The sequence below is a fragment of the Pontibacter saemangeumensis genome (assembly GCF_039541895.1).
In the GTDB taxonomy this organism is placed as follows: domain Bacteria; phylum Bacteroidota; class Bacteroidia; order Cytophagales; family Hymenobacteraceae; genus Pontibacter; species Pontibacter saemangeumensis.
In genome coordinates this window covers 218,044-232,626 of the sequence record NZ_BAABHC010000004.1, presented here as the reverse complement: position 1 = coordinate 232,626, position 14,583 = coordinate 218,044, and the positions used below count along the sequence as shown (strand labels likewise).

The 14,583-nt window shown below is 50.2% G+C and carries 8 protein-coding genes; 7 read left to right on the top strand and 1 reads right to left on the bottom strand.

The genetic code is table 11. From position 1 onward, the window contains the following. Positions 1–2 precede the first annotated feature (2 nt). From ABD920_RS05620 to hisB, 5 genes are all read left to right on the top strand, one after another. Entirely contained in the window at positions 3–5,462 is a 5,460-nt protein-coding gene (locus ABD920_RS05620; protein WP_345157411.1) for an MBG domain-containing protein, read from the top strand. 773 nt (positions 5,463–6,235) lie between these two features. Beyond that, a complete protein-coding gene (gene hisG / locus ABD920_RS05615; protein ID WP_345157409.1) occupies positions 6,236–7,087 on the top strand; it encodes an ATP phosphoribosyltransferase in 852 nt (283 codons plus the stop codon). Positions 7,088–7,090: 3 nt separating this feature from the next. Further along, complete coding sequence (hisD, locus tag ABD920_RS05610) at positions 7,091–8,380, top strand: histidinol dehydrogenase (protein WP_345157408.1); 1,290 nt, start codon at positions 7,091–7,093, stop codon at positions 8,378–8,380. Further along, positions 8,373–9,416 carry a histidinol-phosphate transaminase gene (hisC, locus tag ABD920_RS05605; protein WP_345157407.1) on the top strand — a complete coding sequence of 348 codons (1,044 nt, stop codon included), beginning with the start codon at positions 8,373–8,375 and terminating at the stop codon, positions 9,414–9,416. The genes hisD and hisC overlap by 8 nt, the downstream gene beginning before the upstream one ends. Positions 9,417–9,507: 91 nt before the next feature. After that, positions 9,508–10,608, top strand: a complete 1,101-nt coding sequence (gene hisB, locus ABD920_RS05600; protein WP_345157405.1) for a bifunctional histidinol-phosphatase/imidazoleglycerol-phosphate dehydratase HisB — start codon at positions 9,508–9,510, stop codon at positions 10,606–10,608. Positions 10,609–10,709: 101 nt separating this feature from the next. Here hisB and ABD920_RS05595 read toward each other — a convergent pair whose 3' ends face one another. Then, positions 10,710–11,117, bottom strand: coding sequence for a hypothetical protein (locus ABD920_RS05595; protein WP_345157404.1), 408 nt, complete (start codon positions 11,115–11,117; stop codon positions 10,710–10,712). Positions 11,118–11,516: 399 nt separating this feature from the next. On the opposite strand from ABD920_RS05595, the gene ABD920_RS05590 reads away from it, so the two are divergent. Continuing rightward, positions 11,517–12,896 carry a M20/M25/M40 family metallo-hydrolase gene (locus ABD920_RS05590; RefSeq protein WP_345157403.1) on the top strand — a complete coding sequence of 460 codons (1,380 nt, stop codon included), beginning with the start codon at positions 11,517–11,519 and terminating at the stop codon, positions 12,894–12,896. 274 nt (positions 12,897–13,170) lie between these two features. Then, positions 13,171–14,583 carry an anthranilate synthase component I family protein gene (locus tag ABD920_RS05585; protein ID WP_345157401.1) on the top strand — a complete coding sequence of 471 codons (1,413 nt, stop codon included), beginning with the start codon at positions 13,171–13,173 and terminating at the stop codon, positions 14,581–14,583.

Here is a 14,583-nt window from a genome sequence, read left to right as displayed (position 1 = left end):
TGATGCCGCAGCATTTTGCCCTGGTAAGGGCATTGCTGCGTGAAAATCAAATTCAACAACTTAATTTTTTACACATGAATGTAGAATTTTTACGCAATAAACATTTACGGGATAATCTAAACTTCCAGCGGGGGCTGCTGGTGCTGGTGTTCTTTCTGCTTAGTGCTTTTGGAGCACAGGCGCAAACGGTCACGACTGACAAAGATGATTATTCTCCAGGTCAATATGTGACCATTACCGGCTCAGGCTGGCAGCCGGGTGAAAGAGTGGACTTCAGCTTCGAAGAAACTCCCAAGCCAGCTACCTGCGTTAATCCTCATGACCTCTTTGCTATTGCGGATCAGAATGGAAATATTTTTAATAACCAGTTTTTAGTTAAGGAAAATCACTTAGGGGTTGCTTTTGTGTTAACGGCTACTGGTGAGTCTGGAAGTATAGCTGTAACAAACTTCACGGATGCTGGAATTAGTAATGTTACAGTAGTTGGCTCTACATTCTGTATAGGAGGTCCTATTTCCATTAGCTTTGATAAAATTTCTGCTCAAAATAATAGTGTGACTGGCCAATTTAAAGCAGGGGCCACTTTTATTGCAGAACTTACAAATACGGCTGGAACATCTAATTTAGGTGAGATTGGTCGAATTACTGATACAGGTGGTGGTAACGGAGGTTTAACTATAGAGGGAGCGATACCCACAGCTGCTCAAGGCACATCATATCGAGTAAGAATAAGATCAATAAATCCTGAAACTAATAACCCCATTAATGGAATAAATTTTACTATTAATCCAGTTCCTTCTGCCCCTACAGCTTCGAGCAACAGCCCACTTTTTGTAGGCGGAACTTTAAATTTATCAGCCTCAGCAATATCTGGAGCTACTTATTCTTGGACTGGACCAAATAATTTCACATCAAATTTACGAGAGCCTTCTATTTCGAATATCACTTCTACAGCTGGTGGAACATATTCGGTAACTGCAACAGTGGGAAGCTGTACAAGTCTAGCAGGTACAGTTAATGTTGTAATTAATAATATATGGCCTACTTCTCTTGCTGTAGCCCCTGCAACTGGAACTTATGGTGGTACAACTACTCTTTCAGCTACTTTAACTTCAAATACTAATGGAGTAGCGGGTAAAACAATTTCATTTTCCTTGAATGGAAACTCTGTAGTAACTGCTGTAACTAATAGCGCTGGCATTGCAACACTCAGCGGAACCAGTTTAGCAGGTATAAATGCAGATTCTTATCCAACTGGAGTTACAGCAAGTTTTGCAGCTGATGCAGCTTATTCAGCTAGTAGTGGTAATGCTGCATTAACAGTTAATAAGGCTTCTACTACTACAATAGTAACTATCACTGGAACTCCTTTCGTTTACACCGGTGAGGCTATCACGCCCGCTTCCGTAAGCGTAACAGGTCCTGGTCTGGCCATCACGCCCGCTGCCGCTTACAGCAACAACATCAATGCCGGCCTGGCCACGGCTTCTTTCTCTTATGCTGAGAGTGCCAACTACCTGGCTTCTTCCGACAGCAAGAACTTCACTATCAACAAAGCAACTGCTACACTTACTCTGGCTACTCTGTCTCATGTGTATGATGGTACTGAGAAGTCAGCTACGGCAACTACTTATCCAGTAGGTTTAACTGGTGTGAGTGTGTCTGGCTCCGGTACTGACTTCGGTACTTATGAAGCAAATGCTTCCCTTGACAATGCCAACTACACGGCCACTGCTGTAAGCGGCATGCTTAGCATCAGCAAGGCCTCTTCTGTTGTAAGCATGGAAAACGTAACGGCCACTTATAACGGTAGTGCTCACGCTGCTTCTGCTACGGCAACTGGTGCTGGTGGTTTGAACACAGCTGAAGACATCACTTACAGCTACGCAGGAACCGGTTCAACTATTTACCCATCCAGTGCCACTGCTCCAACTAATGCAGGTACTTACAGTGTGACGGCTACTTACGCAGGTGGTGCCAACCATTCCGGCAGCAGCAAAGTTGCTACAGTAACAATCACTCCGGCACAGGCAAGGATCACTTTGGCTGACCTGCAGAAGACCTACAACGGATCTGCCCAAGGTGCCACAGCTACCACTTCACCTGAAGGTTTATCAGTGAACGTGACGTATGCTGGTTCTGCCAATGTTCCAACCGCTGCCGGCACTTACGCTGTGGTAGCTGCCCTGAACAACAGCAACTACACAGCTCCCAACGGTACAGGATCTCTTGTAATTGCTAAAGCTCATACCACAATTTTAGTAACTGTAAGCAATGCTACATATGATGGTTCATCTAAAGCAGGTTCTGCCAACGTGACAGGAGCGGGTGGATTGGATGAGGTAGTTGCGGTAACTTATTCAGGAGTGGCACCAACTGTTTATTCATCAACTACAGCCCCAACCAACGCAGGCACTTATACTGCTACTGCAACATTTAGTGAAAGCGCTAACTACCTCGGTTCTTCAGACAGCAAGAGCTTCACGATTAACAAGGCGACAGCTACGCTTGCTCTAGATAACCTGTCTTTCGAGTATGACGGCACAGTAAAGTCAGCTACGGCTGTTACTTCTCCTGCTGGACTGACTGGCGTGAACATTAGCAACAACGGCAAGACTAACGCGGGCACTTATGAGGTAGTAGCTACACTTGATAATCCTAACTATACAGCCGCTCCAGTGAAAGACAACCTGTTGATCGCTCAGAAGCCCTTAGCGGTGGTTGTTGCAAACAAGTCGAAAGTTTACGGCACTGACAATCCAGAGCTGACTGGTACTTTCTCTGGTGCAGTTGAGAGTGATGGTATCACAGTTTCTTACGCGACTACTGCTACTAAGACTAGCGATGTTGTTGCTGGTGGTTATCCTATCACTGCTACTTTAGCTGACCCGAACAGCAAGTTGGCGAACTACATAGTGAGCAATACTCCAGCTGTGTTGACTATTACTCAAGCTCCTGCTACAATTACTGTGGCTGGGTTAGATAAGACTTATAACGGCTCTGCACAGGGTGCTACAGTTACTACCTCACCTGCTGGGTTAGAAGTGAACGTAACTTATGCTGGTGCTGACGATGTTCCAACTGCTGCCGGAAGGTATGCCGTGGTAGCTGCCCTGAACAACGGCAACTACACTGCTGCAAACGGCACAGGTATTCTGGTGATCGCACCGAAGGCGCTGGCAGGTTCTTTCACCGCTGAAAGAAAAGTATATGACGGTAACACTTCTGCCGCAGTCCTGGCACGTGCTGTAGCTGGCGCAGTAGAAGGTGACGAAGTAAGCCTTATAGGTGGTACTGCTACTTTTGCTACAGCTTCAGCTGGCACTGGTAAGACAGTAACTTTAGCTGGTGCTTCTCTTGCTGGTGCTGACGCTGGTAACTACAGCCTGACCTCAGTTGGTACTACTACAGCTGATATTACAGCCAAGGAAATCACTGGTACTTTCGCTGCTGACAACAAGGTTTACGATGGCAACACTTCAGCCGCTGTTCTGACTCGCTCTTTGAACGGTGTGGTTGGTGAAGATGCCGTAACTCTCTCTGGGGGTACAGCCACCTTCGCTACAGCTTCAGCTGGCACTGGTAAGACAGTAACTTTAGCTGGTGCTTCTCTTGCAGGCGATGACAAAGACAATTACAACCTTACCTCAGTTGCCACTGCCACTGCCACTATCACTACGAAGGGCATTACTGCTTCTTTAGCCAATGCTGGTAAAGTATATGACGGCACAGCGGCTGCGCCAGGTACTACTGCTACTTTGAGCGGAGTGATCGAAGGTGACGATGTAACTGCAGATGTTAGCGCTGCTGCTTTCTCCTCTGCCGATGCTGGTCCAAGAACGGTGACTGCTACCGTGGTTCTTTCAGGTGCTGCCGCCGGCAACTACAGCCTGGGCACAGTAACTCCAGCCAATGCCACGATCACAGCCAAGTCTATCACAGCTGCTATCGCTGCCGATAACAAGGTGTACGATGGTACTGATGTAGCCACTGCCACTGGTAGTGCAACAGGCGTGAACGGTACGGCAGTAGCCGTGACTGTGTCGAACGCTAAATTCGCAGATGCAAATGTAGGAACTGCCAAATCGGTAACTGCCGGTGTAGCCATCTCTGACGCTAACTACAGCCTGACCGCTGCCACTGCCTCCACGACTGCCAACATCACACCAGCGCTCCTGACCATCACTGCTCCAAGCATGAGCAAATATTGTGGTCAAGTTGATCCTGCTACAGGTTATACTGCTAGTGTATCTGGAGCAGTTAACAGAGAAGTAATAACTACTTCATATTCAATTGCTGGTACTGTAGTTACTGCTTTAAGTACAGATGCTAAATTGAGCAACTACACTGTGAAGTATATAGATGGAACATTAACCATCAATACTGTTACATTAGATGTGTCGAATGCTAGTACTCCAAGAAGTATAAGTGAAGATGTCAATATAGCTGTACTTGTTAAGGATGTTACAACTAACCTTTCCGCAGTAAACGTTAGCATCAAGCTAAATGGCACTGTAGTAAAATCTGATAATTCACTGAATGGAATAGTTAGCTTTAATTTAGGCAGACTTCCAGTTGGAGTTCATTTGGTAGAGGTTGTTACCGGAAATGGCTGTGCTGCTTCAACTTCAAGTGCTTACCTTCCAATTTATGATCCAAATGGTGGTTTTGTAACTGGTGGCGGCTGGATAGATTCAAAAGCAGGTGCAGTTAGAACTACAGCTTATGGCTTAGCAGGCAATGAGGCAGTTGGTAAAGCTAACTTCGGATTTGTAGCGAAATATAAAACAGGTAAGAGCAATACAACAGAAGTAGATGGTAACACAGAGTTCCAGTTTACTGCTGGTAAGCTTAATTTCAAGAGCACGTCTCATGAATCCATGAGCTTAGTTGTAGCTCCTGATAAAGCAACTTACAGAGGCTTAGGTACCCTGAATGGTTTGGCTGGATTTAAATTTACAGTTATAGCCACTGACGGTGATGCTAAAGGTAGAGCGAATAACGACAGATTCCGTATCAGAATTTGGGATGCTGCAGATGCGCTTGTTTATGATAACCTTATCGGCACATCTGGTGCAGAAGATTATGCTGAAGCCTCTGATGTCATAGGTGGCGGTTCAATCGTTATTCACCAACCGGTGAAGGGCGGCTCAACTACAAGCAAAGCAGTAGCTGCAGCCACAGAAGCCCCTGAGTTAGCAGGCACCAAATTCTTCAACTACCCCAATCCCTACACTGACAGAACAGCGATCACCTTCTCTTCAGAGAAAGAGGAGAGCTTCGCTTTGGAAGTGTATGACGTGAAAGGTGCGTTGGTGAAGAAAGTGGATCGGGGCGTGACAGAGGCTGGTAAAGTCTACGAGTATGACTTCGAAAGCCGTAACCTGCCGGAGGGTGTTTATTTCGCCCGCCTGATCACTACTTCTGGCGTACAAACGATTAAAATGGTACTGAAGAAGTAATAGCGGAAATTCGGCCTTTATTGAACAGCAAGAGCCGGTGCCTGTTAGGGTGCCGGCTTTTGCTGTTCAATAAAGGCCGATCATGGAAGATGCAGCCCTGGGAGGTGCCTACGTCGAGTGCTGCTTTTGCAAGTCTAATAGAAGCATGAAGCTGTTTTGGCGCAGATATAAATTTGTATGCTGCATAGTGAACACTCTTTCTGCCGAGGCGTGATGGCCTTCAGCTAGCAGCCTGTACTTTATTGCTATACGATAACTGCTGCAGGAGCCATGTTCAAGCTTTTTAAAACCTACCCCAAAAAATGATACAACTTTTTTTGTCGCTGTGGGTATAAGGGGTATTAATTTTTGAGGGGGATAGAGGCTTTGTGTTATCTAAAATAAACATTGCCCATAAATTTTGACACAGATGATTGTTTGTAGATTTATTTTCAAGAGGCTCTTTGAACTTCTTTCGGTATAATTAAGAGCGAAAAAAGCAGCGGCACAAACGTACCGCTGCTTTTTTTTTGAGGTTTATTTTTATATATACAAAAATCAGCTTTACTTTGCGTCATCGTACATGGCAACATACTCTATATATAGCACCCGATCCTTTCTGGCAATTTCTGTTGCCCCGGCTGCGCATGTACATTTCCATTCCATCCATCATTCCTCGTAAGAGGAATAACAAAAACATACGGCCCCATCGGGTACTGACCCAATTTATGTACTTTGCAAGCAGCAAAGGCAATTACCCATTTTTTTAACCTGACCATATAAAACAGCCCCATATGCTACGATTAGCAATCCAGAAGTCCGGCAGGCTGAGCGAAGACTCGCTTAAGCTGATCCGTGAATGTGGAATCTCTTTCATCACCAGCTCCCTCAAACTAAAGACGGAATCCACTAACTTCCCCCTCGAGATCCTGTACCTCCGGGACGATGACATCCCCGGCTACGTGGCCGACGGCGTGGCAGATATCGGCATTGTGGGGCAGAATGTGTTGGTAGAGGAAGGAAAGCAGGCCCTGACGGTTGAGAAACTGGGCTTCTCCAAGTGCCGCCTTTCGCTTGCCGTTCCTAAAAGTGATCAGTATGAGTCGGTGCAGGACCTGAACGGGAAAAACATTGCCACCTCGTACCCCAACCTGCTGCAGGCTTACCTGAATGAGCAGGGCGTAGAGGCGCATATCCATACCATCAGTGGCTCGGTGGAGATCGCCCCAAGTATCGGGCTGGCTGAAGCCATTTGCGACATTGTGAGCTCTGGTAGCACCCTGATCAGCAACGGTTTGAAAGAGGTGGAGCGCGTATTCAAATCAGAAGCGGTGCTGATCGCCAACGACACTCTGAGCGAGGAAAAGCGACGGATTCTGGACAAGTTGCTTTTCAGGATTCAGGCTGTGCAGCGTGCCCAAAAGAAAAAGTATATCCTGCTGAACGCGCCGAACGATAAGCTTCAGGAAATCAGTGATCTGCTGCCAAGCATCAAGTCCCCCACGATTCTTCCCCTCGCGGAGCATGGCTGGAGCTCGCTCCACTCTGTTGTTAATGAGGATGATTTCTGGGAAATCATTGAAAAAATCAAAGATGCCGGGGCACAGGGCATCCTGGTGATTCCAATCGAAAAAATGATTGTTTAAGCCATGCGCAAAATTATAAACCCTTCGCAGGAACAGTGGGCGGAGCTTGTAAAGCGACCAGCTAAAAACCTGGAGGAACTGGAGGCGGGCATACTGGAAACTTTCAAGCAGGTGCGGGAGCGTGGCGATGCGGCGTTGCTGGAACTGGCAAAAAAATATGACGGTGTGCAGCTGGAGCAACTGCTGGTTACGCAGGAGGAGATAACAGCTGCGGAAGCCAGTCTTACGGTGGAGTTGAAAGAGGCGATTCTGCAGGCTTACAGCAATATCCAGGTGTTCCATACGCATCAGGCGGAGCCGATGCACCAGATTGAAACCATGCCGGGCGTTACCTGCTGGCGCAAAAGCGTGGCCATTGAGAAAGTGGGCTTATATATACCCGGAGGCACAGCGCCCCTGTTCTCCACGCTGCTGATGTTGGGGGTGCCAGCCCGAATTGCCGGTTGCCGCGAGCTTGTGCTCTGCACGCCGCCTTCCAAAGATGGTACCGTGCATCCGGCTATTCTATATACCGCCTCCTTGCTGGGCGTGACGCGGGTGGTGAAAGCCGGCGGGGCACAGGCCATTGCGGCCATGGCATATGGCACGCAGAGCGTGCCGGCGGTATATAAAATATTCGGCCCAGGAAACCAGTATGTCACCGTGGCAAAGCAGCTGGTAAGCAAGGCAGGCGTAGCCATCGATTTGCCCGCAGGCCCCTCCGAGGTGCTGGTGATCGCGGACGAGTCGGCTAACCCGGCTTTCGTGGCCGCTGACCTGCTCTCGCAGGCCGAGCACGGGCCGGACTCGCAGGTGGTGTTGCTGACGAACTCTGAGGTGTTTTTAGATCGCGTTGAAGCGGAACTGGAGGCCCAGCTGGCAGTGCTGCCGCGTGAGGATTTTGCCTCTAAAGCACTGGGTAATAGCCTGGGCCTTGTGTTTGACAGCATCGCCGAAATGCTGGACTTTTCAAACCTCTATGCGCCGGAGCACCTGATCCTGTCCATCCTTAATTTTGAAGAGGCGCTGGATAGCATTGTGAACGCCGGTTCCGTGTTTTTAGGCAATTACAGCCCGGAATCAGCCGGTGACTATGCCTCGGGCACAAATCATACTTTGCCTACCAACGGGTATGCCAGGGCCTACAGCGGTGTGTCGCTTGACAGTTTCGTGAAGAAGATCACGTTCCAACACATCACCCCGGAAGGCTTGCAGAACATAGGCGGCACGATTGAAACAATGGCCGCGGCCGAAGGGTTGGAGGCACACAAAAATGCAGTATCGATACGACTAAAAGAGGTGAACCGTGTTTAACCTGAATGATATAATCAGACCGAACGTGCTGAAGATGAAAGCCTATTCTTCGGCACGCGATGAGTTCAAAGGCGACGCCAGCATTTTCCTGGATGCCAACGAAAACAACCTCGGCAGCCTGGCCGGTGAAAATTACAACCGTTACCCGGACCCGCACCAGAAAAAGCTGAAGGCGCGCATCGCCGGGATTAAGGGCGTGCAGCCGGAGCAGATTTTCCTGGGAAACGGAAGCGACGAAGCGATTGACCTGCTGTTCCGGATGGTGTGCACGCCGGGGCAGGACGCCATGCTGCACCTGCCGCCCACCTACGGCATGTACGAAGTGTCGGCCAACCTGAACGATGTGGCGCTGGAGGCGGTGCAGCTTACCCCTAACTTCCAGATACCGGTGCAGGAGCTGCTGGCACAGGTAAAACCCACCACCAAGATCATCTTCATCTGCACCCCCAACAACCCAACAGGCAACGCCATAGAGTCTGAAAGCATAGAACAGGTGCTACGTAACTTCAACGGCCTGGTGGTGCTGGACGAAGCCTATATAGATTTCAGCGACAGCCCCAGCTGGACCACGCGGCTGGCTGAGTTCCCGAACCTGGTGGTGCTGCAGACATTTTCGAAAGCCTGGGGGATGGCGGGCCTGCGCCTCGGCCTGGCGTTTGCCTCCGCCGAGCTAATCGCGGTGCTGGATAAGATCAAGCCGCCTTACAATATAAATGAAGCCACGCAGGAACTTGCCCTGAAGGCTCTTTTTCAAACCGAAGCCCTGAAGGATATGGTGGAGAAGATTGTGCAGGAGCGCCAACTTTTGATGCAGGCGCTGCCGGCCTTGCCAGCTGTGGAGAAAGTATTCCCTTCTGACGCTAATTTCATCCTGGTGCAGGTGAAGGATGCCAACCGGCTATATCACTATCTGTTGGAGAAAGGCATTGTGGTCCGCAACAGATCCAGCCTTCCGGGTTGTGCGGGATGCCTCCGAGTAACGGTCGGAACCCTGGAGGAGAACCAAAAGCTGTTACAGGCCATTGCAGCGTTTTAACTTATTATATAGTCCCGTAACAAGCAGAGCGGTACGGCAATTCGCAATAGTCCCGTAAGCTTGCTACGCCAAACGAATGTTGAAATCAAACATGAAAAAAGCTTTGTTTATAGACCGTGACGGCACCATACTGATTGAGCCGAAAACGGATTTCCAGGTAGATTCTTTCGAGAAGTTTGCCTTCGTTCCGCAATCCATCAGCAACATGGCCCGCATTTTCCGGGAGCTGGATTATGAGTTTGTGATGGTCACGAACCAGGACGGGCTGGGCACTGATTCGTACCCGGAAGACACTTTCTGGCCTTACCAGAACAAGATGCTGGAAATCTTGGAGAGCGAGGGCATCCGGTTCAATGAGATATTAATTGACCGCAGCTTTGAGCACGAGGGGCTGGAAACGCGCAAACCGGGCATTGGGATGATGCAACATTACCTGGCGGGAGAGTATGACATGGCCAACAGCTATGTGATCGGCGACCGGGTGACGGACGTGAAGCTGGCGCAGAATCTAGGGGCCAAAGCTATCTATATAGGCGAAACCCCTGCAGAAGGAGCAGCCCTGACCACAAATAACTGGGGCGATATATATACCTTCCTCACACAGTCTGCTTCCCGCAAGGCCACAGTAAAGCGCCGTACCTCAGAGACGGACATCACGATAAAAGTGGATTTGGATGGTACCGGTAACATGGACATTAAGACTGGCCTTGGCTTTTTCGACCATATGCTGGAGCAGGTGGCCAAACATGCGAAAATCGACCTGACTATACAGGTGAAAGGAGACCTGCACATTGACGAGCACCATACCATCGAAGACACGGGACTGGCTTTAGGCGAGGCCTTTCTGCAGGCGCTCGGGGACAAACGCGGAATCAGCCGCTACGGCTTCTTCCTGCTGCCCATGGACGACGTCCTGGCACAGGTGGCCATCGATTTCAGCGGCAGGCCCTGGACGGTTTGGGAAGGGGAGTTCAGGCGGGAGAAAGTGGGGGATATGCCTACGGAGATGTTCTTTCACTTCTTCAAGTCCTTCAGCGACACATCCAAATCAAACCTGAACGTGAAAGTGACCGGGCAGAACGAGCATCATAAAATAGAGGCCATCTTCAAGGCTTTCGCGCGAGCCATCCGCATGGCCGTGAAGCGGGACCCGCTGGATAACTCCATCCCCAGCACAAAAGGCACCTTGTAAAGCGGAACAAGTAAAACTGCGCATAACAGAAAAGGGATAGCCAACGCTATCCCTTTTCTGTTATGCCTGATCCACAAGGAGGGGGGAAGCAGGTATGAATATTAACAGGTCTGAAGCCACAGCATGGCCTGCTCCCTGTCGTCAAACAACTTAACCAGATCCGAATCCTCTATATACTTAAGGGCCTTGTCGGTTGACATCTGGCTTAAGGCGCTCGGTGACTTTACCCAGGCGAAGCACTGCAAACCAGACTCTCGCATTCTGGGCATCCAGTCTTTGCCCACCCACTTTGACGCGCCTGACCAGATTCCCTCCACATTGGTATTGTCGTTGAGGATTTTGTAGCATGCGCGCTCCACCATATAATGGAGAATTTTCTCGCAGCCTGCCGTCACGGTGTCATAATTCACATATCCCCGCCAATTTACGTAAAGCAGGTCATCCACGTAATTATATTCAATGACTATATAAGACTCTCTGTAAAGTAACTCGTTTCGCGCTAATTTCATCTTAAATCATCTCGTTAGAACGAAGGGCTACAAATTTAAGAAGCAAAAGCTCAGAAAGCCAGCAAATATGATAATTCTCTATATTTAAATTATAAGCAGTGGCAGCCGAAATCCAGCGTGGGAGAAATGTAAGTTTTTGAGGCTGAACAAGCTGAACTGCAAGTCTAATCGCCCGTACAATTAATAGTGATTCGACCGCCAGTTAGTAGGCTCATGCATTTCCGGCAGGATCTTTTCCTGTCTCCATCAAACTGGCTCCTCTTTTTCCCACTGCTGAACCCGAAAGTAATGAAGCCATATATAATATTCATTTCATGTTTGGTTTTAATACAGCTATGCCTCTATGGGCAAGCCTTCGCGGTTCCGGATACCACGGTAACGGCGGTGGCACCCAACGCCATGCATAAACTCGCAGGGGCCATTACCTATCAAACAGTTTCAGCGGTGGCGCCCGGAAATGCTGATGCGCGCGCTTTTTTAGGCCTTCATCAGTATTTAGAGGATGCTTTTCCTGCCTTGCACAACCAGCTACAGAAAAAGGTCGTGAACAAGTACAGCTTGCTCTATACCTGGCCAGGCAAAGATCATACGCTAAAACCTGTGCTGCTGAGTGCGCACCTGGACGTGGTGCCTGTGGAGGAAGCAACGAAAGACGAGTGGCAACACCAGCCATTTAAGGGCATCGTGCAGGATGGGTATATATGGGGCCGCGGGGCCATGGACGACAAGTACCGGGTGGTCGCCATGATGGAGGCGGTGGAACAACTGGTGCTGGAGGGATACCAGCCGGAGCGTACGCTGTACCTCGCTTTCGGGCATGATGAAGAAACAGGGGGGAAATCGGGAGCGGGGGAGATCGCTGCTTATCTACAGGCCCAGGGGGTGCAGCTGGAGGCCGTTTTTGACGAAGGGCTCGCCGTGGCAGATAAAATCGTTCCGGGCATAGCAGAGCCCATTGCTTTTATAGGCACTGCAGCCAAAGGGAATCTGAACCTGCTGCTCACAGTGAAAGGCGAAGGCGGTCACTCTTCCGTCCCACCAAAAGACTCGCCCATTTTTACATTAAGTGCAGCGATCAACCGGCTGCATAATCACCCGTTCGAGCCGCACATGACGCCTGCCACCCGGGAAACCGTAGAACTGCTGGCTGACAAAATTGGAGGGAAATACAGGTTTGTCATGCGGCATTACGGCCTTTTCAAAGGACGCGTGCTGAAGAAGCTGACAAGGGACCAGGCCACCGATGCGCTTGTCCGTACGCAGATGGCCCCAACCATACTGGAGGCAGGGCAGAAAGAGAACGTCATGCCCCGGTTGGCGACGGCCGTTCTCAATGTCCGCATCCTCACCGGTGAGACGCAGCAGACCGTGCTGGCGCATGTGCTGAAGACCATTGATGATGAGCGGGTACAGGTGGAGGTAAGCGGTTTATATACCCCACCCTCACCGGTAACCTCCACGGATACCTGGACCTACAAAGCGTTAGCGCACGCTATCGGGGAGACCTTCCCGGAAGTGACAGCTGTAGTGCCGGCCCTTTTCCCCGGAAGCACCGACTCCAAGCACTACAGCGGACTCACAGACAACATATACCGCTTTGCGCCGCAGGTGGTGACCCGACAAAGCGCAAAGCTGGTACACAATGTAAATGAGCGGTTGTCGGTGGAAGTGTTCGGTAAATGTATCGTGTTCTACAACCACCTGATCCGGAGTACTTGTGGTTCGGTTGCGAACGAAGTGGCCATCCGGCAGGAGAAGGCTTTGCAGCGGGAAGAATAGACGCTAAATAAAAATCAAAATAAATTTGGGAATTCACAGTTAAGCGGATAGATTTGCAAAAGAGGAAATAATATTGTCTTCCCGCTGCGAAATTAATACGATATAGAAAGTGATAGTTAACATTCATATGGCCTGGTGGTGGCACGTTTCAACTCAGAACGTGGACAGCACTGCTATATAGATCAGACGACATCCTATAGCACACGATAAAAAATTTAAAGCCCGCTGTTCACAGGAATAGCGGGCTTTTTGTTTAGTACCCTGATATAAAACGATGAAGAAGTACAAAATCAGTACCACCTACAAACGACTGCTGGCCGACACGCTGACGCCGGTAAGCGTGTACCTGAAGCTGCGCGACCGCTTCCCGAACAGCATCCTGCTGGAGAGTTCCGACTACCACGGCGCCGAAAACAGCTTCTCTTATATATGTTGCAGCCCGATGGCCAGCATCAGGGCGGAAAACGAGGTGCTGACGGAAACCTTCCCGGACGGAACCGTGCGCCACACCGACATTACGCCCGCGACTAACGTGCCGGCGCAACTGGCGGCCTTCGCCGGCGGGTTTGAGATTGAGGAGCATAACAACTTCAACTTCATCCACAATGGCCTGTTCGGATATATGAACTACGATGCGGTGCGGTATTTCGAGGATATAAAGCTGAACCTCCGCCCGGACCGGCAGCAGATCCCGGACCTGTACTATGCGGTGTACCATCACATCATCGCCATCAACCACTTTACCAACGAGGCCTTTATCTTCGCGCATACCTACCACGAGGGCAGCGACGACGGCATTTCGCAGCTCGAGGCCCTGCTGAACAGCCGCAACATCCCGAGCTATACCTTTAAGCCCGTTGGCGAGGAGGAGCACAACATCAGCGGCAACGAGTTTCTGAAGAACATAGAGAAGGCGAAACAGCACTGCTTCCGGGGCGATGTGTTCCAGTTGGTGCTCTCCCGGCGCTTCGCCCAGGCCTTCCAGGGCGATGAGTTCAACGTGTACCGCGCGCTCCGTTCTGTGAACCCGTCGCCTTACCTGTTCTACTTCGACTACGGCAGTTTCAAAATCTTCGGCTCCTCGCCGGAGGCGCAGCTGGTGATCAAAGACAAAAAGGCCAGCATTTTCCCGATTGCCGGCACGTTCCGGAGAACCGGCGACGATGCCGCCGACGCCGCCCTTGCCGAGAAGCTGCTGGCCGACCCGAAGGAGAATGCCGAGCACGTGATGCTGGTGGACCTGGCGCGCAACGACCTGAGCCGGAACGGGCACAGCGTGAAAGTGGAGACTTTCCGCGAGATCCAGTTTTACTCGCACGTGATTCACCTGGTGTCGAAGGTGTCCGGGCAGTTGCATCAGCAGGAGGATTCACTGCAGATGGTGGCGAGCACGTTCCCGGCCGGTACTTTGTCCGGCGCCCCGAAGCATATGGCCATGCAGCTCATAGACCGCTATGAAACCACCAACCGCGCTTTTTACGGCGGCTGCATCGGCTTCCTCGACTTCAACGGCAATTTTAACAGCGCCATCATGATCCGCTCGTTTCTGAGCAAAGACTACAAACTATATTACCAGGCCGGTGCAGGCATCGTGGCCGCCTCTAACCCGGAGAGCGAGCTGCAGGAGGTGGACAATAAACTGATGGCGCTGCGCCGCGCCCTTCAAATAGCCCAAGAAATTAACTGA